19 protein-coding genes are annotated in these 18786 nt (G+C 59.8%); 9 read left to right on the forward strand and 10 right to left on the reverse strand.

Translation table 11 applies throughout. The features are described from left to right. Together lolB and PGR6_RS04230 are read right to left on the reverse strand one after the other, a co-directional pair. A complete protein-coding gene (lolB, locus tag PGR6_RS04225) occupies positions 1 to 618 on the reverse strand; it encodes a lipoprotein insertase outer membrane protein LolB (RefSeq protein ID WP_064616181.1) in 618 nt (205 codons plus the stop codon). 4 nt (positions 619 to 622) lie between these two features. Beyond that, the gene (locus PGR6_RS04230; protein ID WP_026286679.1) at positions 623 to 2347 is read right to left on the reverse strand and encodes a tetratricopeptide repeat protein; all 1725 of its coding nucleotides are present in this window, start codon (positions 2345 to 2347) and stop codon (positions 623 to 625) included. Positions 2348 to 2581: 234 nt separating this feature from the next. Between PGR6_RS04230 and hemA the strand changes: the two genes are divergently transcribed. From hemA to PGR6_RS04260, 6 genes are all read left to right on the forward strand, one after another. Beyond that, positions 2582 to 3871 carry a glutamyl-tRNA reductase gene (hemA, locus tag PGR6_RS04235; protein WP_007939757.1) on the forward strand — a complete coding sequence of 430 codons (1290 nt, stop codon included), beginning with the start codon at positions 2582 to 2584 and terminating at the stop codon, positions 3869 to 3871. After that, positions 3868 to 4950: a peptide chain release factor 1 gene (gene prfA / locus PGR6_RS04240; RefSeq protein WP_007939759.1), complete on the forward strand. Its 1083-nt coding sequence runs from the start codon at positions 3868 to 3870 to the stop codon at positions 4948 to 4950. The genes hemA and prfA overlap by 4 nt, the downstream gene beginning before the upstream one ends. After that, positions 4951 to 5781, forward strand: a complete 831-nt coding sequence (gene prmC, locus PGR6_RS04245; protein ID WP_018929573.1) for a peptide chain release factor N(5)-glutamine methyltransferase — start codon at positions 4951 to 4953, stop codon at positions 5779 to 5781. Continuing rightward, positions 5775 to 6530, forward strand: coding sequence for a molybdopterin-synthase adenylyltransferase MoeB (locus PGR6_RS04250; RefSeq protein WP_018929574.1), 756 nt, complete (start codon positions 5775 to 5777; stop codon positions 6528 to 6530). Before prmC ends, PGR6_RS04250 begins: the two co-directional genes overlap by 7 nt. Further along, a complete protein-coding gene (gene murI / locus PGR6_RS04255) occupies positions 6523 to 7314 on the forward strand; it encodes a glutamate racemase (RefSeq protein ID WP_018929575.1) in 792 nt (263 codons plus the stop codon). The genes PGR6_RS04250 and murI overlap by 8 nt, the downstream gene beginning before the upstream one ends. 116 nt (positions 7315 to 7430) lie before the next feature. Beyond that, positions 7431 to 7949, forward strand: a complete 519-nt coding sequence (locus tag PGR6_RS04260; protein ID WP_018929576.1) for an acyloxyacyl hydrolase — start codon at positions 7431 to 7433, stop codon at positions 7947 to 7949. A gap of 69 nt (positions 7950 to 8018) precedes the next feature. On the opposite strand, the gene PGR6_RS04265 is transcribed toward PGR6_RS04260, so the two are convergent. The 6 genes from PGR6_RS04265 to PGR6_RS04290 form a co-directional block, all read right to left on the reverse strand. Beyond that, a complete protein-coding gene (locus PGR6_RS04265; RefSeq protein ID WP_018929577.1) occupies positions 8019 to 8324 on the reverse strand; it encodes a YkgJ family cysteine cluster protein in 306 nt (101 codons plus the stop codon). Positions 8325 to 8384: 60 nt separating this feature from the next. Beyond that, positions 8385 to 9158, reverse strand: a complete 774-nt coding sequence (locus PGR6_RS04270; protein WP_026286680.1) for an SDR family NAD(P)-dependent oxidoreductase — start codon at positions 9156 to 9158, stop codon at positions 8385 to 8387. A gap of 67 nt (positions 9159 to 9225) precedes the next feature. Further along, positions 9226 to 10674, reverse strand: a complete 1449-nt coding sequence (phrB, locus tag PGR6_RS04275) for a deoxyribodipyrimidine photo-lyase (RefSeq protein WP_064616182.1) — start codon at positions 10672 to 10674, stop codon at positions 9226 to 9228. A 34-nt stretch (positions 10675 to 10708) separates the two neighbouring features. Next, positions 10709 to 11650 carry a MerR family transcriptional regulator gene (locus tag PGR6_RS04280; protein ID WP_064616183.1) on the reverse strand — a complete coding sequence of 314 codons (942 nt, stop codon included), beginning with the start codon at positions 11648 to 11650 and terminating at the stop codon, positions 10709 to 10711. Beyond that, positions 11650 to 12612, reverse strand: coding sequence for a YbgA family protein (locus PGR6_RS04285; RefSeq protein ID WP_018929581.1), 963 nt, complete (start codon positions 12610 to 12612; stop codon positions 11650 to 11652). Before PGR6_RS04285 ends, PGR6_RS04280 begins: the two co-directional genes overlap by 1 nt. Before the next feature lie 154 nt (positions 12613 to 12766). Further along, positions 12767 to 13753, reverse strand: a complete 987-nt coding sequence (locus PGR6_RS04290; protein ID WP_018929582.1) for an NAD(P)/FAD-dependent oxidoreductase — start codon at positions 13751 to 13753, stop codon at positions 12767 to 12769. Between the two features lie 196 nt (positions 13754 to 13949). Between PGR6_RS04290 and PGR6_RS04295 the strand changes: the two genes are divergently transcribed. Both PGR6_RS04295 and hemH read left to right on the forward strand, forming a co-directional pair. Then, positions 13950 to 14852: a TIGR01777 family oxidoreductase gene (locus tag PGR6_RS04295; RefSeq protein WP_026286681.1), complete on the forward strand. Its 903-nt coding sequence runs from the start codon at positions 13950 to 13952 to the stop codon at positions 14850 to 14852. A gap of 13 nt (positions 14853 to 14865) precedes the next feature. Beyond that, positions 14866 to 15888, forward strand: a complete 1023-nt coding sequence (hemH, locus tag PGR6_RS04300) for a ferrochelatase (protein WP_064616184.1) — start codon at positions 14866 to 14868, stop codon at positions 15886 to 15888. Positions 15889 to 16065: 177 nt separating this feature from the next. On the opposite strand, the gene PGR6_RS04305 is transcribed toward hemH, so the two are convergent. Both PGR6_RS04305 and upp read right to left on the reverse strand, forming a co-directional pair. Further along, entirely contained in the window at positions 16066 to 17340 is a 1275-nt protein-coding gene (locus PGR6_RS04305; RefSeq protein ID WP_018929585.1) for a uracil-xanthine permease family protein, read from the reverse strand. 2 nt (positions 17341 to 17342) lie between these two features. Then, positions 17343 to 17981: a uracil phosphoribosyltransferase gene (gene upp / locus PGR6_RS04310; RefSeq protein ID WP_007939777.1), complete on the reverse strand. Its 639-nt coding sequence runs from the start codon at positions 17979 to 17981 to the stop codon at positions 17343 to 17345. A gap of 176 nt (positions 17982 to 18157) precedes the next feature. On the opposite strand from upp, the gene PGR6_RS04315 reads away from it, so the two are divergent. Then, a complete protein-coding gene (locus tag PGR6_RS04315) occupies positions 18158 to 18715 on the forward strand; it encodes a hypoxanthine-guanine phosphoribosyltransferase (protein WP_007939779.1) in 558 nt (185 codons plus the stop codon). Positions 18716 to 18786: the final 71 nt, after the last annotated feature.

Below are 18786 nucleotides of genomic sequence, written 5' to 3' on the forward strand. Positions count from 1 at the left end.
TCACTGCCCCAGTTTGCGCGGTTGCCAGTCCTTGATCACCAGCGTGACATCAAGGTCGGTGCCGTGCAGTTTGATCCGCTCGGGCAGCCAATAGCCGTTTTGCTCGGCATAACTGAGGTACTCGACCTGCCAGCCATCCTGTTCGAGATTGGCCAGGCGGCTGTCGACGTCCAGGGTCAGATGACTTTTGCTGTCCGGGGCCGGGAGACCGCGAACCCACCACGCCAGATGGGACACCGGTAATTTCCAGCCCAGTTGCTCTTCGACCAGGGCTTCCGGAGTCGACGCGTCATAACGGCCCTGATTGGCCACTTCCAGCGAGACTTTGCCGGGGCGCCCGGTCAAGCGGGCCGCGCCGCGACCCAGCGGGCCGGAGAGGCGGATATCGTAGTAATCCTGGCGTTGCAGCCAGAACAGGGTGCCGCTGCCCGAATCTTTTGGCGCGCGGATACCGATCTTGCCGTTGATCTGCCAGCCGTCGAGGCTGCTCAGTTGTTGTTTGTGCTCGCGCCATTGGGCCGGGTTACCGTGTCCCCCGACCGATTCACGGGCGCTGAAGCCCGCGCAACCGGCGAGCAGGGCGATGAAGCTGAAAACGATAATGTGGCGCAAAAACATAATCTTAAAGAGTCTCTGATCCGGTCAGGCGCTTGATGGTACTGCGCAGGGTAGGGCTGTCGGGCTGCTCCTTGAGGAACTTGCTCCAGACTTGTTTGGCTTCGCGTTGTTTGCCATTGGCCCACAGGACTTCGCCCAGATGAGCGGCAACTTCCTGATCAGGGAAGCGCTCCAGTGCCTGGCGCAAATAGCGCTCGGCCTCATCGAGGTTGCCCAGGCGGAAATTCACCCAGCCGAGGCTGTCGAGAACGGCCGGGTCTTCCGGGTTCAACTGGTGCGCCTGTTCGATCAGGGCCTTGGCTTCGGCGTAACGCGTGGTGCGGTCGGACAGGGTGTAGCCGAGGGCATTCAACGCCATCGCATTGTCCGGGTCACGTTTGATGATCAGTCGCAGGTCTTTTTCCATCTGCGCCAGGTCATTACGTTTTTCCGCCTGCATGGCTCGGGTATACAGAAGATTCAAATCATCCGGGAATTTCTGCAGGGCTTGCTGCAAGACGTTCCAGGCCTTGTCGCCCTGTTTGTTGGCCGACAAGGCTTCGACTTCGATCAGGTACAACTGGATCGCATAATCGGGTTGCTCGTCGCGCTGGGCCGCCAGACGGCTTTGGGCTTCGGCGGTCCTGCCGTTGTTCATCAGAATATCGGCCTGACGCAATTGCGCTGGCAGGTAATCGTTGCCCGGCCTGACCTGGGCGTACTCGATCAGCGCGCCCTGGGGGTCGTTACGCTCTTCCGCGATACGCCCAAGGTTCAGATGCGCCGAGTCGACGTGGCTTTCCCTGGCGATCAAGTCTTCCAGATAACCTTTTGCCTCGTTCCAGGCCTTGGCTTCCAGGCAGACCAGAGCCAACGAATAACGCAGTTCGTCGTCTTCCGGGTATTGCTGCACCAGGCTCGAGAACTCGACCTTGGCGTCGTCCATGCGGTCCTGTTCGACCAGCGTGCGCGCGTAGGTCAGGCGCAGGCGTTTGTCGTCCGGGTATTTCTTGATGCTTTTTTGCAGTAACGGCAAGGCTTCACCGCCACGGTTGAGCCCTTGCAGCAGGCGCGCGCGCAGCAGAATCGGCGCTATTTCGCCTTCTTCCGGCGGGTTGTCTTCGAGCAGGGTCAGCGCGCCTTTGGCGTCGCCATCCTGTTGCAACAGCAAGGCCTTGCCGAAAATCAGCTGGTTGTTGTGCGGGTGGCGCTGCAACAAACGGTCAAAACCTTTCATCAGGCCGTTGCGGGTTTCCTGGTCGGTATCGGCCGCAGACAGGGCGAGGAAGTCGAAATGAGTGTCGCCTTTGCCTTGCAGGACTTTTTCCATATAAGCCATGGAGTCGTCGTAACGCCCGGCACGGGCGAGTTGCACGGCCGCCGCCCGTTGCGCCTCGAGATCGTTCGGGGCGTTTTTTGCCCAGATCAGCGAAGTGTCGAGGGCCGCTTGATCGGCGCCCAGGTATTCGGCAATGCGAAATGCCCGCTCGGAGATGCCCGGATCCTGGGTATTGATAGCCTGGGTCACGTAGTTGTCCAGGGCAATGTCGTAACGATTGCGCTGGCCAGCCAGTTCGGCGCTCAACAGGCTGAAGACAGTTTCTTCGCTGAACGAGCTGTAAACCTTGGGCTTTTCAGGCGCCGGAGTGCTGTCTTCGACCGGCGGCGTACCGTCCGACGAAACGGGTGCCAAGGCCTGGCAGCCGCTGAGGAAGACAAAAGCGAGGAGCAACGCGGAAGATCTATTCATATAGGAAGAGGACGACTAACCTGCGGTCGGATCATCATGACACAAGCCTTCGGCCAAACATAACCGCCCGGCCAATTTACCCGCATACGCAATCCCGGCAGGCCCGGTGCCGGTGTAAACGAGAACGGATCGCAGCTTCGGCAGCGTCAACCGGGACGATAGATATCGAGTGGTTGTTCTGGCTCTGTCGAAGTAGGACAATTGTCGGCTTCACGTCACCATCAGCGACCTTGAATGGCCTTCCTTGCACTCGGTATTAACCACAAGACTGCTTCAGTAGACGTCCGCGAGCGCGTGGCCTTTACCCCTGAGCAGCTGGTTGAGGCCTTGCAGCAGCTCTGCCGACTCACCGACAGCCGCGAAGCTGCGATCCTCTCCACCTGCAATCGCAGTGAACTGTATATAGAACAGGATCACCTTTCGGCTGACATCGTGCTGCGCTGGCTGGCCGATTATCATCATTTGAGCCTCGATGAGCTGCGTGCGAGCGCTTATGTGCATGAAGATGATGCGGCAGTTCGCCACATGATGCGGGTCGCCTCCGGGCTCGATTCGCTGGTGTTGGGTGAACCACAGATTCTCGGCCAGATGAAATCGGCCTACGCCGTGGCTCGCGAGGCGGGCACCATTGGTCCGCTACTCGGGCGTTTGTTCCAGGCCACGTTCAATGCGGCCAAACAGGTGCGAACCGACACCGCCATCGGTGAAAACCCGGTGTCCGTGGCGTTTGCCGCGGTCAGCCTGGCGAAACAGATTTTCAGTGATTTGCAACGCAGCCAGGCCTTGTTGATCGGCGCCGGCGAGACCATCACCCTGGTCGCCCGCCATCTGCATGAGCTGGGCGTGAAGCGAATCGTGGTCGCCAACCGCACCCTGGAGCGCGCAAGCACCCTGGCCGAGCAGTTTGGCGCCCATGCGGTGTTGCTCTCGGACATCCCGACAGAACTGGTGCGCAGCGACATCGTCATCAGCTCCACCGCCAGCCAGTTGCCTATTCTCGGTAAAGGCGCGGTGGAAAGCGCCTTGAAATTGCGTAAGCACAAGCCGATTTTCATGGTGGATATCGCAGTCCCTCGGGATATCGAGCCGGAAGTCGGCGAGTTGGATGACGTTTATCTGTATAGCGTCGACGATCTCCACGAAGTGGTCGCCGAAAACCTCAAGAGCCGTCAGGGCGCCGCTCAGGCGGCCGAAGAGATGGTGTCGGTCGGTGCCGAAGATTTCATGGTTCGCCTGCGCGAACTGGCGGCGGTGGATGTGCTCAAGGCTTATCGTCAACAAAGCGAGCGCCTGCGCGACGAAGAATTGCAGAAGGCCCAGCGTATGCTCGCCAACGGCAGCAGTGCCGAGGACGTGCTGGTGCAACTGGCCCGTGGGCTGACCAACAAACTCTTGCATGCCCCGAGCGTGCAATTGAAAAAGCTCTCTGCCGAAGGCCGCCTCGATGCGCTGGCCATGGCCCAGGAACTCTTTGCCCTCGGTGAGGGCTCATCGGATAGCTTTTCGGATAAGAAACCGCAATGAAAGCGTCACTGCTCAATAAGCTGGACATCCTCCAGGACCGTTTCGAGGAATTGACCGCCCTGCTTGGCGATGGCGAAGTCATTTCCGATCAGAACAAATTCCGCACCTATTCCAAGGAATACGCGGAGGTCGAGCCGATCGTCGACACCTATAAACAGCTGCTTAAAGTGCAGGGCGACCTCGAAGGCGCACAGGCACTGCTCAAGGACAGCGACCCGGACATGCGTGAAATGGCCGTGGAAGAAGTCCGCGAAGCCAAGGAACGATTGATCGAGCTCGAAGCCAGCCTGCAACGCATGCTGCTGCCCAAGGATCCGAACGACGGTCGTAACGTGTTCCTGGAAATCCGCGCGGGCACCGGCGGTGACGAAGCGGCGATTTTCTCCGGCGACCTGTTCCGCATGTATTCGCGTTACGCCGAGCGGCGTGGCTGGCGGGTAGAGATTCTCTCGGAGAACGAAGGCGAACACGGTGGCTATAAAGAAGTTATCGCCCGTGTCGAAGGCGAGAACGTCTACGGCAAACTGAAGTTCGAATCCGGTGCGCACCGTGTGCAGCGGGTTCCGGCCACTGAATCCCAAGGTCGTATCCACACCTCGGCCTGCACCGTGGCGGTATTGCCCGAGCCGGATGAGCAGGAAGCCATTGAGATCAACCCGGCGGATCTGCGGGTCGACACCTATCGCTCCTCCGGTGCCGGTGGTCAGCACGTCAACAAGACCGACTCGGCGATTCGTATCACCCACTTGCCGTCCGGTATTGTCGTCGAGTGCCAGGAAGAACGTTCCCAGCACAAGAACCGCGCCCGGGCGATGTCCTGGCTGTCGGCCAAGCTCAACGACCAGCAGACCAGTGCCGCGGCCAATGCCATCGCCAGCGAGCGTAAATTGCTGGTCGGTTCCGGTGACCGCTCCGAGCGGATCCGTACCTACAACTTCGCCCAGGGCCGGGTCACCGACCATCGGGTCAACCTGACGCTGTATTCGCTCGACGAAATTCTTGCGGGCGGCGTGGATGCGGTGATCGAACCGTTGCTGGCCGAGTACCAGGCCGATCAATTGGCAGCGATAGGTGAGTAAATGACGATCATTGCCAGCTTGCTGCGCGCCGCCGATTTGCCTGATTCGCCCACCGCGCGTCTGGATGCCGAATTGCTGTTGGCGGCGGCCTTGGGCAAGTCCCGCAGCTTTCTGCACACCTGGCCTGAGCGTATCGTCCCGAGCGAAGCGGCACTGAAGTTTGCCGAGTATTTGCAGCGCCGCCGCAGCGGTGAGCCAGTGGCCTATATTCTGGGTCAGCAAGGCTTCTGGAAGCTCGACCTGGAAGTCGCGCCCCACACGCTGATTCCGCGTCCCGACACTGAATTGCTGGTGGAAGCGGCGTTGGAACTGTTGCCGGCCACCCCAGCCAAGGTGCTCGATCTGGGCACCGGCAGTGGTGCCATCGCCTTGGCGCTGGCCAGCGAGCGTCCGGCCTGGAAGGTCACCGCCGTGGATCGCGTGCTGGAAGCCGTGGCCCTGGCCGAGCGCAATCGTCAGCGCTTGAACCTGAGCAATGCCACGGTGTTGAGCAGTCATTGGTTCAGTGCCCTGGAAGGCCAGCGTTTTCAACTGATCATCAGCAATCCGCCCTACATAGCTTCGACCGATCCGCATCTGGTAGAGGGCGACGTACGCTTTGAGCCGGCCAGTGCCTTGGTGGCGGGTGTCGATGGGCTCGACGATTTGCGTCTGATCGTCGCCCAGGCACCGGATTATCTTGAAGCGGGTGGCTGGTTGATGCTCGAACACGGTTACGATCAAGCCTGCGCAGTGTGCGATTTGCTGCTGACCCGCGGCTTTGAAGAAGTCCATAGCCGCACCGATCTGGGCGGTCACCAACGCATCAGTCTGGGGCGCTTGCCGTGCTGAATGATCAGGAATTGCTGCGATACAGCCGGCAGATTCTGCTGCAACACGTCGACATCGACGGCCAGTTACGGCTCAAGGAAAGCCGTGTGCTGATTATCGGTCTCGGTGGCCTAGGTTCGCCGGTTGCGCTGTACCTGGCCGCGGCCGGTGTCGGTGAGTTGCATCTGGCGGACTTCGACACGGTCGACCTGACCAATCTGCAACGCCAGATCGTTCATGACACCGACAGCGTCGGCCTGAGCAAGGTCGATTCGGCGATCCGTCGCCTGACCGCGATCAATCCAGAGATTCAGCTGATCGCCCATCGCACTGCATTGGACGAGGATTCGCTGGCCGCCGCTGTTGCCGCGGTGGATCTGGTGCTGGACTGTTCCGACAATTTTTCCACCCGCGAGGCGGTCAACGCTGCGTGTGTGGCCGCGCGCAAGCCGCTGGTCAGCGGTGCGGCGATTCGTCTGGAAGGGCAATTGTCGGTGTTCGACCCGCGTCGTCCAGAGAGCCCGTGCTACCACTGTTTATACGGGCACGGCAGCGAGGCCGAGCTGACCTGCAGCGAGGCGGGCGTCGTTGGTCCTTTGGTCGGGTTGGTCGGCAGCCTCCAGGCACTGGAAGCGCTGAAACTGCTGGTGGGGTTCGGCGAGCCGCTGGTGGGGCGCCTGTTATTGATCGATGCCTTGGGCTCACGCTTCCGTGAATTGCGGGTCAAGCGTGATCCGGGCTGCAGCGTCTGCGGGTCGCGCCATGCGTGAAGCGCCGATTGCTGTGTTCGATTCCGGCGTCGGTGGACTCTCCGTGCTGGCCGAGATCCAGCAGTTGCTGCCCAACGAGTCTCTGTTGTACTTCGGCGATTGCGGGAATATTCCCTACGGCGAGAAAACCCCGGCATTCATCCGCCAGCGTTGCAGTGTCATGGCGCAGTTCTTTCAGCAGCAAGGCGCCAAGGCGCTGGTGCTGGCTTGCAACACCGCGACGGTGGCCGGTGTTGCGGACTTGCGGCGCGATTACCCCGAGTGGCCTATCGTCGGCATGGAGCCTGCGGTCAAACCGGCCGCTGCGGCGACGCGCAGCGGTGTGGTCGGCGTGCTCGCCACCACCGGTACTTTGCAGAGTGCCAAGTTTGCTGCCTTGCTCGATCGTTTCGCCACCGATGTACGGGTGATTACTCAGCCGTGCCCCGGGCTGGTGGAGCTGATTGAAAATGGCGATCTGCACAGCGAGACATTGCGTCAGTTGCTGCAAGGGTATGTCGAGCCGCTGCTGGCTGCAGGTGCAGATACGATCATTCTGGGCTGTACCCATTATCCCTTTTTAAAGCCACTGCTAAGGCAGATGCTCCCGCAAAGCATCAGCTTGATCGATACGGGTGCCGCTGTGGCGCGGCAGCTCCAGCGTCTGCTGGCCGAGCGTGAATTGCTGGCCGAGGGGCCTGCTCGCCCCGCACAGTTCTGGTCGAGTGCGGACCCAGAACATTTCAGAAATATCTTGCCGATCCTGTGGAATATGTCTGGGGTTGTGCGAAGCTTCGAAAAGTAGAGACGTGTAGCAAACGAATAATTGGGGTGAGCTTCTGATTAAACGGTGACTTCTATAGCTTTGTTTGTTTTGCAGCATAAAAATCATACTAAATTGTTCGGAAAAGGATGTTTCTAATGAAGCGACTATTCTGTTTGGCCGCGATTGCGACCGCATTGATGGGGCACAGTTTTACCGCGCAGGCGGCAGGGGTGGAGTTCGGGGTCGGCCAGACCAGCGATTCGACCATGACCTACCGACTGGGCATGCAGTTCGATTGGGACAAGAGCTGGTTGCAGAGTGATGTTGGCCGCTTGACCGGCTACTGGAGCGGCGCTTACACCTACTGGGAAGGCGACAAAACGGCGAGCAATCACAGTTTGTCGTTCTCGCCGGTACTGGTGTACGAGTTTGCCGGTCAGACCATCAAGCCCTACGTCGAAGCGGGTATCGGTATCGCGGTGTTTGCCAACACCGAATACGAAGATAACAAGCTCGGCAGTGCCTTTCAGTTCGAAGACCGTTTCGGGTTTGGTCTGCGCTTTGCCGGCGGACATGAAGTCGGGATTCGCGCCACCCACTACTCCAATGCCGGGATCAGTAACCCGAACGACGGTGTAGAAAGCTACGCATTGCATTACACGATGCCGTTGTAAGCCTGCAGTGTTTAGATGTGGGAGCTACCTGTGGCGGGGGCTCTCACATGGCATCGGGTGACTGCGATCTCACCGATACGCCGTCGCAATCCCCTGGCGTTCGGTGATGCATTCCGGTGCGCCCATTTCGAACTCCCGGCAGATCAGCGGACGCTTTTCATAGATGGTGCACATCATGCTGTTGCGATCCAGTGCGGCGCACCAGCCGTCATCCAGTCGCAGCATGACTTCACCACCCCAATCATCGGTATCGATAAAACGTTCGGGCACGCCGGTGTCAGTGATCAGCATCACTTCAAGCTGGCAGCAGCAGGCTGCGCAGGTCGAGCAGGTGACCGCAGGCTCGGCGACTTGCGTGTGGGGAATGGTTTTCATGGCGCGCAGTGTAAGGCAGTGGGCCCACGCTGTGTAAAAGGCCTGACAGACGCTCAGGCTTCACGGCAGATCCTCGATCGGCGGCTTGTTTCGCGCTTGTTCGTCGATTGCCAGTCCCGCCCGGTCGGGTTGTTGCGGCAGGGGCCAAAGAACAGGCATGAGCAGCTCCGGCAAGGAGCATTCCAGTGGACGATTCTTGATCATGTCGAGGAGGTATCGCGCGGCTTGGCCTGCCGACCAGTCGAGATGTATCGGGGCGCCGTCGTTCAGAGGCGTATCGATAAGCCCTGGGCTGACCACGGTCATTTCGATGTTTTCCGGCGTCATGTCGATGCGCAATGACTCGAATAGATGACGCAACCCGGCCTTTGAATCGCCATAGGATTCGGCCCACGGCAGGGGTAACCAGGTCACCGAACTGGCAATGCCCACCAGATGCGGCGCAGTGCCCGCCTGCAGCAAAGGCCGGGCGGCTGCGATGCAATAACTGCTGGCAAGCAAGTTGGTACGCATGATGTGCTCGATGATTGACGAATCGAGCTGATTGGCGTCGACGTATTCGCAGGTGCCTGCGTTAAGGATCATGGTGTCCAGAGAGCCCCATTCCTGCGCAATCTGCTCACCGATTTCGCGCACCCTTTGGCTGTTGGTCAAATCGCCCGCGACCACCAGCACTTGACCGGGATAGCGCTCAGACAGCGATATCAGTGATGCCACCGAGCGGGAGCTGGCCGCCAGATGAGCCCCGGTTTTCAGTATTTCTTCAGCCAGCACAGCACCAATACCGTTGCTGGCGCCGGTCAACCAGTATCGCCTTGGAGGTGTACGACTCATCCCAATCCCCTTATTTACCCAATATTTCCCTGGCTCAATTCCGTGTTCATGACGCAACGCCGCGGTATCAATTTAATGACGGTGGCGATAAACCCTGTCGTGATGGCAGGTTCTTGAACGCGGCCAGGGCCCGTTCACGGGAAGTGCTCAGATTGACGATAGGCGACGGATAGCCCCTCACGCCGAACAATCCGCCGAGATTGGCCAGATTGTGCAGGTCTTTATTGTTCATTTCGTTGAGCTCCGGCAACCAGTGCTTGATGAACACCCCTTGTGCATCGAACTTTTCCGACTGGCTCAGCGGGTTGAAAATCCGGAAGTAGGGCGCCGAATCAGTGCCGGTGGACGAACTCCACTGCCAGCCACCATTGTTCGCCGCCAGGTCGCCATCAATCAGGTGCCGCATGAAGAAGCGCTCGCCCTCACGCCAGTCGATCAGCAGGTTCTTGGTCAGGAACATCGCCACCACCATGCGCAGACGGTTGTGCATCCAGCCGGTTTCCAGCAATTGGCGCATGGCGGCATCGATGATCGGCAGGCCAGTGCGGCCTTGCTGCCAGGCCTTGAGTTCTTGCGGGGCGTCACGCCAGACCAGGGCTTCGGTTTCCGGCCGGAAGGCGCGGTGCCGGGATACACGGGGGTAGCCCACCAATATGTGTTTGTAGAACTCGCGCCACAGCAGCTCGTTGATCCAGGTGATGGCGCCGACCTTGCCGCTTTCGAACTCGCCCTGATTGCTTCGCAACGCGGCGTGCAGGCACTGACGAGGGGAAATCACCCCGGCGGTGAGATAGGCCGAGAGCTGGCTGGTGCCGGGCTTTGCCGGGAAGTCGCGTTCGCTGTGGTAATAGTCGATCTGGGCGTCGACAAAGGTGTCGAGGCGGCGTCGGGCTTCGGTTTCACCGGCTGGCCAGAGGGCACGCAAGCTGTCGTTGGGAGAATCGAAACCCTCGACACGGGAGGGCGGTTCGTCGCTGCTGATATCCAATGGAGCCTGAAGGGCGGGTGCAGCGACCAATCCGGGCAATGAAGCGTGCAGGCGTTCGTAGCAGACCTTGCGAAACTGGCTGAAGACCTGGAAGTAGGTTCCGGTTCTGGTGAGCACGGTGCCTGGCTTGAACAGCAGCTGATCGAGGTGGCTGTAAAAGTCGATGCCCCGGGCTTTCAGCGCTTGGGCCACCGCCGCATCACGGCGGGTCTCATGAATGCCGTATTCCTCGTTGACGTGCACCGCGTCGATCTTCAGCTGCTGGCACAGTTCGAGCAGAACCTTGGGCGCTTCATCCCAGCGGGACGCCTGGCGAATCAGTAGCGGGATGTTCAGGGCGTCCAGCGCGCGTCGTAATTCGGCGAGGTTGCGCAACCAGAAGTCCACTTTGCACGGCGCGTCGTCGTGCGCAAGCCACTGCTGCGGGCTCGGCAAATACACCGCCACACACGGGCCACGGGCTGCGGCGGCCGAGAGGGCGGTGTTGTCGTGTAGACGCAGGTCGCTGCGCAGCCAGATCAATTGCATGGTCGTATCCGTACGATTCATCAAAAAAGCGCCATTAAATGAGCCCGCGCTGTATCAGGTCCAGATGGGCCGATAACGGGTTATCGGCCAGGATCAAATCAGCAATGGCGGTGTTTTTTGCGGACAAATCGGCGTGGTGGATGCACACCGTTGGTCCGGCGATCATTTTTGGGCAACTGACGCCATTCAAAAGTTTCGACAATTTTGCAAGATTCATGGCTTTGCTGGAATACAGCAGGACGCCGCGGGCTTGCAGGTGATCGACCGCCAGCGTCAGTTCGCCGGCCGGGAGTGGCCAGTCGAAAACTTCCACCGGGCAATCGGTGCTGCTGATCAGCCAGGCGGTGAGCCATAGATGAGGTTCCAGAGGCAGGTCCGATTGATTGATCAGCAACAGCGGCGCAGTACGTAACTGGCGGTTGTTGTGGTAAATCCTCGCGCCGAATTTGCTGCGCAACCAGGAATAGACAAACACCCGCTCCATCTGCGCGCCGAACTGGCCTTGCCAGCGTTGTTCCAGTTCCGCCAGCCACGGCATCAACAGGTGTTCACACAAGGTGCGTGGCGGATACAGCGCCATCGCCTGGTTTACGGTGTCATCGAGGGTGCGTTCGGCCAGTTGGGTAACGGCTTTTAGCAGTGTCTGGCGCAACACCAGCCAATCGTTTCCGACGGGCTCGGCAAGTACCTGAGGCGTGTCGAGCAGTTGCTTGACCTGACCGACCGCCACGCCGCGATTGAGCCAGGTGAGGATCGTCAGGATGCGTTGAACGTGTTCGGCACAGAACAGCCGATGCCCCTTGGGAGTGCGCTGAGGCACGATCAGCCCATAGCGCCGTTCCCAGGCGCGCAAGGTGACAGCGTTGACCCCGGTCTGCCGGGCCACTTCACGGATGGGCAGCCAGCCTGCGTCCAGGGCCTTTTTGAAGTCGGTGCCGAGGTCTTCGCTGGCGCTGGTGTCCGGTGGGGTTTTCATTAGATTGCGTTTCGCAGGCTGAGGTTTTCCGGGTGCGGTTGCAGGTAAACCTGTTGCGCAATGTATGGATCCGGGTGCTGGCGAAAGTAGTGTTTGAGCAACGTCAGCGGTACCACCAGCGGCACGATGCCGTGACGATACTGGCTGATCACATGCTGCACTTCCTGTTTGTCTTCAGTGCTGATGGCCTGTTTGAGATAGCCGCTGAGGTGTTGCAGGACGTTGGTGTGGGTGCGGCGCGTGGCGCATTTTTTCAAGGCCGCCATCAGCTCGCTGAAATAGCGCGGGCCGATGACTTCAGGGGCGGTCCGGCCCATGTTGCCGAGCAGGTTTCCCAGGGTTTTGTATTGCACCGGGTTGTGGGCCATTAACAGGTATTTGTAGCGCGAGTGAAAATCCGTGAGGCCGCGCCGGGTCAGGCCGGTTTGCAGCAACTGCTGCCAGGCGCTGTAGGCGAATACGCGGGTAAGGAAGTTTTCCCGCAGCACCGGATCGTTGAGCCGGCCTTCTTCCTCCACCGGCAAATCGGGATGCAGCGCGCAGAAGGTCCGGGCGTAAATGCCACGGCTACCGCCGTCCACCGGCGCGCCGTTGGCGTGGTAGACCTTGACCCGCTCCAGACCGCACGAAGGGGATTTCTGCATAAAGATATAGCCGCAGATGTCGCCCAGTTCCAAAGCCATTTTCCGAGCATATTCGGCCAGCGGCCGGGTGACGTTGTTTTCAGGGTTGACCGTGCCGACCGCCTGCGGATGTTCAGGGTTGCCGACCAGGCGGATCGGTTCGCGAGGGATACCCAAGCCGATGGCAACTTCCGGGCACACCGGGACGAAATCGAAATAATCGGAAAGGATGTGGCTGCACAGCCGTGACGTCTTGTGCCCGCCGTTGTAGCGCACCTCGGCCCCCATCAGGCAGGCGCTGATGGCGATTTTGGGTGGGGTCGTTGATTGTGCAGGCATCGGGGCACCTCGAATCCAGACCTGTACGGATTGTTAAATCTGTACAACATTCGTTCAGCATAGATTCAAAGGTGTACAAGTCAATTTTTTTGTATAGGTTTTTTCAGGGCTGCTGTCCGTGTCGACAGCAGCAATGTGCTCGAATCGAGGCGGTTCACTGCAGGTGTTCGTGCAGACGGCGGGCCGCTTCCTGGCCACTGAGCCAGGCGCCTTCGACACGGCCGGACAGGCACCAGTCACCGCATACATACAAGCCCAGATCAGCATCAGCCAGGGCACCCCACTCATGGCTGCTGGCCGGACGGGCGTAAAGCCAGCGGTGAGCGAGGCTGAAAGTCGGTGCAGGCATGGCGTCGTGCAGCAGTTCGGCAAAGGCACCATGCAATTGCTCGATCACCGCTTCCTTGGACAGATCGATATGTTGCCGGCTCCAGGCGCTGGTGGCGTGCAGCACCCACGTGTCGAGGGTGTTGTCGCGTCCCGGTTTGCTACGGTTGCGCGCCAGCCAGTCGAGAGGGCTGTCCTGCACGAAGCAGCCTTCGATCGGGGTATCCAATGGTGTGTCGAAAGCCAGGGCGACCGCCCAGGTCGGCTCCATTTTTACCCCGGCGGCGGCCCCGGCGAGTTTCGGCGCGGAGGGCAGCAGCGCGGTCGCCTGAGGGGCTGGCGTGGCAATCACCACATGACTGAACGGCCCGTGGGTGAAGCCTTCGGCGTCTTGCAGATGCCAGTGCTCTTCACCGCGATAGACCTCGGTGATCCGGCAGCTGAACTGCACTTCCAGGTCACCGAGCAGGGCACGGGTGATGGCGCTCATGCGCGGCGTGCCGACCCAGCGTGTCTGTTCGTCCGGCGAGGGGCTGAGTTGGCCGCCGTGGTAGGTATAGAGCTGCGGTGTCCACACGGCGACCCAACCGTTGGCTTGCCAGCGCTGGACTTCGGTGACGAAGCGACGGTCGCGGGCAGTGAAATATTGTGCGCCCATGTCCAGAGCACCCGCATCGCTGCGCTTGCTTGACATGCGTCCGCCACTGCCGCGGCTTTTATCGAACAGATGAACGACATGCCCGGCCTCCGTAAGGGCCTGGGCGGCTGAGAGTCCGGCGATGCCGGTGCCGATGATTGCGATAGGTACAGTCATAGGGGCCTCGTTTGCCTTTCTGTACAGACTACGCCGTGGTTCAAACCTGTACAATATTGTTTTTTGGTATAACTTTTAGCGTTCTCGTTCTGAGAGCTTGGCCTATTGTTAAACACAGAACCTGCCCGATACCAAAGATCCCTGCTTATAAAAATAGACTAGTGATCCGGGTAAAACGCCACGCGAGGAAGATGTCATGCACATATTGCTGACCGGCGGTACTGGTTTGATAGGACGTCAGCTCTGCCGACACTGGTTGAGTCAGGGACATCACCTCACGGTTTGGAGTCGCACGCCCGCTAAAGTCGCCAAAATCTGCGGCACTCAGGTACGGGGAATCGCACGGCTTGAGGATTTTGGGCCAGAACCGGTGGATGCAATTGTCAACCTTGCGGGGGCGCCGATCGCCGATCGGCTCTGGACCCACAAACGCAAAGCGCTGTTGTGGAGCAGCCGGATCACCCTGACCGAAACCCTGTTGGCCTGGCTCGAAAGTCGTGAGCAGAAACCGCAGGTGCTGATCTCCGGCTCAGCGATTGGTTGGTACGGCGACGGCGGCGAGCGGGAGTTGACCGAGCAATCGCCACCGGTCATCGATGATTTCGCCAGCCAGTTGTGCATCGCCTGGGAAGAAACCGCGCAACGTGCCGACGCCTTGGGCATCCGCGTGGTTCTCATCCGCACCGGGTTGGTGTTGTCCGCCGAGGGCGGCTTTTTGTCGCGGCTGTTGTTGCCGTTCAAACTGGGGCTGGGCGGGCCGATCGGCAGCGGTCGGCAGTGGATGTCGTGGATTCATATCGAAGATCAAATCGCCCTGATTGATTTTCTTCTGCATCGCAATGGGGCCAGCGGTCCCTATAATGCCTGCGCGCCCAAGCCGGTGCGCAATCGCGAATTCGCTAAAACGTTGGGTGACGTGTTGCATCGTCCCGCGTTCATGCCGATGCCGACTCTCGTCTTGAAGGTCGGACTGGGCGAGTTGTCATTGTTGTTGCTGGGGGGGCAGAAGGCGATGCCGGCTCGCTTGCTGGAAGCGGGTTTCACTTTCCGGTTCACTGATTTGCGCGCGGCATTGGACGATCTGTCCGGCCGCCTCTGAAATAGGACGTTGCATGACCGATCACGCATTGCTTCTGGTCAACCTGGGTTCACCTGCCTCCACCTCGGTGGCGGATGTGCGCAGTTACCTCAATCAATTTCTGATGGACCCGTATGTGATCGACCTGCCTTGGCCGGTGCGGCGTTTGCTGGTGTCGCTGATTCTGATCAAGCGCCCGGAACAATCGGCTCACGCTTACGCGTCGATCTGGTGGGAGGAGGGCTCGCCGCTGGTGGTGCTCAGCCGTCGCCTGCAACAGGCCATGACTCGGCAGTGGACTCACGGGCCTGTTGAGCTGGCGATGCGGTACGGCGAGCCGTCCATTGAGTCCGCGCTGGTGCGGCTGGCTGCCCAGGGGCATAAGAAAGTGACCCTGGCACCGCTCTATCCGCAATTCGCCGACAGCACTGTGACCACGGTGATCGAAGAAGCCAAGCGCGTGGTGCGCGATAAAAAGCTCGACATGCAGTTCTCGGTTCTGCAGCCGTTTTACGATCAGCCGGAATACCTTGATGCGTTGGTGGCGAGTGTCAGGCCATATCTGCAACAGGATTTCGATCATCTGCTGCTGAGCTTCCACGGTTTGCCGGAGAGTCACCTGAAAAAGCTCAATCCGGGGCACAGCTTCGAGGGTGGCGGTGATTGCTGCGCCGGTGCGCCACCGGAAGTGGTCGCGACCTGTTACCGCGGTCAGTGCCTGCGCACGGCCGCAGAGTTTGCCAAACGTGTGGGCATACCGGACGGCAAGTGGTCGGTATCGTTTCAGTCGCGTCTGGGCCGGGCCAAGTGGATAGAACCCTACACTGAAGCTCGCCTCGACGAGTTGGCCAAAAGCGGCGTGAAGAAAGTCCTGGTGATGTGCCCGGCGTTCGTTGCCGATTGCATCGAGACGCTGGAGGAAATCGGTGATCGTGGGAAGGAGCAATTCCGCGAGGCGGGAGGGGAGGAGTTGGTGCTGGTGCCTTGCCTCAACGATGAGTCGCTGTGGGTCAAGGCGTTGAGTGCCATGTGCGAAAGGGCGCCATTGGCTTTATAGGAACGTACATTGAAGTGACGGCTGGCTGGTTGTGGCGAGGGAGCCTGCTCCCGCCGGGTCGCGAAGCGGCCCCAAAATCTTTGCAGTCAATGAAGATTTTGTGAGTGCTGCGCACTGGTGCGCCAGCCCGGTCAAGCGGGAGCAAGCTCCCTCGCCACAGGGGATTGAGTCGCCTGCTTACAACAGCGGCTCATCCGCCTTCTTGTGCTTCCAGCTGTCATTGCCCGGCAGCAACAGGTTCAGTGCAATCGCCACCACCGCGCACAGCGCGATGCCTTTGAGGCCGAAATCGTTCTGGCCGGTACCGGTGCCGACCAGCATGCCGCCAATCCCGAACACCAGCGTCACCGAGACAATCACCAGGTTGCGTGCTTCGCCCAGGTCGATCTTGTGGCGGATCATGGTGTTCATGCCCACCGCGGCAATCGAACCGAACAACAGGCAGAGAATCCCGCCCATCACCGGCACCGGGATGCTTTGCAGCAGCGCGCCGAATTTGCCGATGAACGCCAGGCTGATTGCGAAGATCGCCGCCCAGGTCATGATTTTCGGGTTGTAGTTCTTGGTCAGCATCACCGCGCCAGTCACTTCGGCGTAAGTGGTATTGGGTGGGCCGCCGAACAGACCGGCCGCGGTGGTGGCGATGCCGTCACCGAGCAGGGTGCGGTGCAGGCCGGGCTTTTTCAGGTAGTCGCGACCGGTCACGCTACCCACGGCAATCACGCCACCGATGTGCTCGATGGCCGGGGCCAGGGCCACCGGAACGATGAACAGAATCGCCTGCCAGTTGAATTCCGGCGCGGTGAAATGTGGAATCGCGAACCACGGTGCCACGGCAATCTTCGCGGTATCGACCACGCCGAAATAAAACGCCATGGCAAAACCCACCAGCACACCGGAGATAATCGGCACCAGGCGGAAAATACCTCTGCCGAACACCGCGACGATCAGGGTGGTCAACAGCGCGGGCATCGAAATCATCATCGCCGTCTGGTAATGAATCAGCTCAGTACCGTCGCCCGCCTTGCCCATCGCCATGTTGGCGGCAATCGGCGCCATGGCCAGGCCGATGGAGATGATCACCGGGCCAATCACCACCGGAGGCAGCAAACGGTCGATAAACCCGGTGCCTTTGATCTTCACCGCAAGGCCGAGGAAGGTGTAGACGAAACCGGCCGCCATCACGCCGCCCATGGTCGCCGCCAGGCCGAACTGACCCTTGGCGAGAATGATCGGGGTGATGAAGGCGAAGCTCGACGCCAGGAATACCGGCACCTGACGCCCGGTGACGATCTGGAACAGGATCGTCCCTAAACCTGCGGTGAACAGCGCCACGTTCGGGTCGAGGCCGGTAATCAGCGGCATCAACACCAGGGCGCCGAAGGCCACGAACAGCATCTGCGCGCCGGACAATACCGTGCGCCAGAGCGGATCGTTGAACTCTTGCTGCATGGTCACGCGTCCTTCTGCTTGGTGCCGAAGATCTTGTCACCGGCATCGCCCAAGCCTGGGATGATGTAACCGTGTTCGTTCAGTTTCTGGTCAATGGAAGCGGTGTAGATGGTCACGTCCGGGTGAGCCTTCTCCACAGCGGCGATACCTTCGGGAGCGGCCACCAGGACCATCGCGCGGATGTCCTTGCAGCCGGCCTTCTTCAGCAAATCGATGGTGGCGACCATCGAGCCGCCAGTGGCGAGCATCGGGTCGATGATCATCGCCAGGCGCTCGTCGATTTCCGGCACCAGTTTTTCCAGGTAGGTGTGGGCTTCGAGGGTTTCCTCGTTACGGGCCACGCCCACGGCGCTGACTTTGGCGCCCGGGATCAGGCTCAGCACGCCTTCGAGCATGCCGATACCGGCACGCAGGATCGGCACCACGGTAATTTTCTTGCCGGCGATTTTCTCCACCGACACCGTGCCGCACCAGCCTTCGATGTCGTAGCTTTCCAGCGGCAGGTCTTTGGTGGCTTCATAGGTCAGCAGGGCGCCGACTTCTTGAGCGAGCTCACGGAAATTCTTCGTGCTGATGTCGGCGCGGCGCATAAGGCCAAGTTTATGACGGATCAGCGGATGGCGGATCTCACGGATGGGCATGGGGAAAGGCTCCGGCGGCGGGCAAAAAAACCGGCCTAGATTAATCTATCCGAGGGTGTTGTCCTATAGACATACAGTACGTTAGTCCACAAACGCTTGATCTGGCCGTGCGGGATGCGTACCTTTGCCCGCTTTTCCGAATCCGTCCCTCCCCCTCAAACCCCTTGGAGAGCGCCATGTCCGCTGATCTCGAGCATATCCGTCAAATCATGCGAGAGGCTGACTGCCTGTACACCGAAGCTGAAGTCGAGGCGGCCATCGCCCGCGTCGGTGCACATATCAACGAACAACTGGCTGAAAGCAATCCGGTGGTGTTCTGTGTGATGAACGGCGGCCTGATTTTCGCCGGCAAGCTGCTCACCCATCTGCAATTCCCGCTGGAAGCGTCCTACCTGCACGCTACCCGCTATCGCAACGAAACCAGCGGCGGCGAGCTGTTCTGGAAAGCCAAGCCGGAAGTTTCGTTCATCGACCGTGACGTGCTGATCATCGACGACATCCTCGATGAAGGTCACACCCTGGGCGCGATCATCGATTTCTGCAAACACGCCGGCGCCCGCAAAGTGCACACCGCCGTGCTGATCGACAAGGACCACGACCGCAAGGCTCGCCCGGACCTGAAAGCCGATTTCGTCGGCCTGCCGTGCATTGACCGTTACATCTTCGGTTATGGCATGGACTACAAAGGCTACTGGCGTAACGCGAACGGAATTTTTGCCGTTAAAGGCCTGTAAGCAGGTTGACTGTCTGGGGGTGGTTTCAGCCGCCAGACACGTTGATGCTTGAAGGCAGATCTCCCATCCGA

The sequence above is a fragment of the Pseudomonas sp. GR 6-02 genome, assembly GCF_001655615.1.
Lineage (GTDB): Bacteria > Pseudomonadota > Gammaproteobacteria > Pseudomonadales > Pseudomonadaceae > Aquipseudomonas.